Source organism: Apilactobacillus waqarii (genome assembly GCF_019061205.1).
GTDB classification, from domain to species: domain Bacteria; phylum Bacillota; class Bacilli; order Lactobacillales; family Lactobacillaceae; genus Apilactobacillus; species Apilactobacillus waqarii.
Genome location: NZ_JAHQYH010000018.1, coordinates 1 through 1,746, shown reverse-complemented (window position 1 = coordinate 1,746; position 1,746 = coordinate 1). Strand labels below are relative to the sequence as shown.

Sequence of the window (1,746 nt, the reverse complement as noted above, 5' to 3'; positions counted from 1 at the left end):
CTAATGTAAGTTTCCGAAATTTCCTTAGAAAGGAGGTGATCCAGCCGCAGGTTCTCCTACGGCTACCTTGTTACGACTTCACCCTAATCATCTGTCCCACCTTAGACGACTAGCTCCTAAAAGGTTACCCCATCGTCTTTGGGTGTTACAAACTCTCATGGTGTGACGGGCGGTGTGTACAAGGCCCGGGAACGTATTCACCGTGGCATGCTGATCCACGATTACTAGTGATTCCAACTTCATGCAGGCGAGTTGCAGCCTGCAATCCGAACTGAGAATGGCTTTAAGAGATTAGCTTGACCTCGCGGTTTCGCGACTCGTTGTACCATCCATTGTAGCACGTGTGTAGCCCAGCTCATAAGGGGCATGATGATTTGACGTCGTCCCCACCTTCCTCCGGTTTATCACCGGCAGTCTCACTAGAGTGCCCAACTAAATGCTGGCAACTAATAATAAGGGTTGCGCTCGTTGCGGGACTTAACCCAACATCTCACGACACGAGCTGACGACAACCATGCACCACCTGTCATTCTGTCCCCGAAGGGAACGCCCAATCTCTTGGGTTGGCAGAAGATGTCAAGAGCTGGTAAGGTTCTTCGCGTAGCATCGAATTAAACCACATGCTCCACCACTTGTGCGGGCCCCCGTCAATTCCTTTGAGTTTCAACCTTGCGGTCGTACTCCCCAGGCGGAATACTTAATGCGTTAGCTGCGGCACTGAAGGGCGGAAACCCTCCAACACCTAGTATTCATCGTTTACGGCATGGACTACCAGGGTATCTAATCCTGTTCGCTACCCATGCTTTCGAGCCTCAGCGTCAGTAACAGACCAGAAAGCCGCCTTCGCCACTGGTGTTCTTCCATATATCTACGCATTTCACCGCTACACATGGAGTTCCACTTTCCTCTTCTGTACTCAAGTTTTGTAGTTTCCACTGCACTTCCTCAGTTGAGCTGAGGGCTTTCACAGCAGACTTACAAAACCGCCTGCGCTCGCTTTACGCCCAATAAATCCGGACAACGCTTGCCACCTACGTATTACCGCGGCTGCTGGCACGTAGTTAGCCGTGGCTTTCTGGTTAAATACCGTCAAAGTGTTAACAGTTACTCTAACACTTGTTCTTCTTTAACAACAGAGTTTTACGATCCGAAAACCTTCATCACTCACGCGGCGTTGCTCCATCAGACTTTCGTCCATTGTGGAAGATTCCCTACTGCTGCCTCCCGTAGGAGTCTGGGCCGTGTCTCAGTCCCAATGTGGCCGATTACCCTCTCAGGTCGGCTACGTATCATCGTCTTGGTGGGCTTTTATCTCACCAACTAACTAATACGGCGCGGGTCCATCCCAAAGTGATAGCAGAGCCATCTTTCAAGTTGGAACCATGCGGTTCCAACTAATTATGCGGTATTAGCACTTGTTTCCAAATGTTATCCCCCGCTTCGGGGCAGGTTACCCACGTGTTACTCACCAGTTCGCCACTCGCTCCGAATCCAAAAATCATTTATGCAAGCATAAAATCAATTTGGGAGAGCTCGTTCGACTTGCATGTATTAGGCACGCCGCCAGCGTTCGTCCTGAGCCAGGATCAAACTCTCATCTTAAGATGAAAAGCTTAACTTAGCTCTTCTGAATAAATTGTTATTTTATAAGCGAATTGACTTCGCAATGTTTAATTCTTACAACCAAGTTGTAAGTTCCTTACACATCATCGATTATCAATCTTGTTCAGTTTTCAAAGATCTACC

At 48.6% G+C, this 1,746-nt stretch carries 1 rRNA gene; it reads right to left on the bottom strand.

The features are described from left to right. Positions 1-28: 28 nt before the first annotated feature. Positions 29-1,602 (bottom strand): 16S ribosomal RNA (locus KTJ72_RS06980). Positions 1,603-1,746 lie beyond the last annotated feature (144 nt).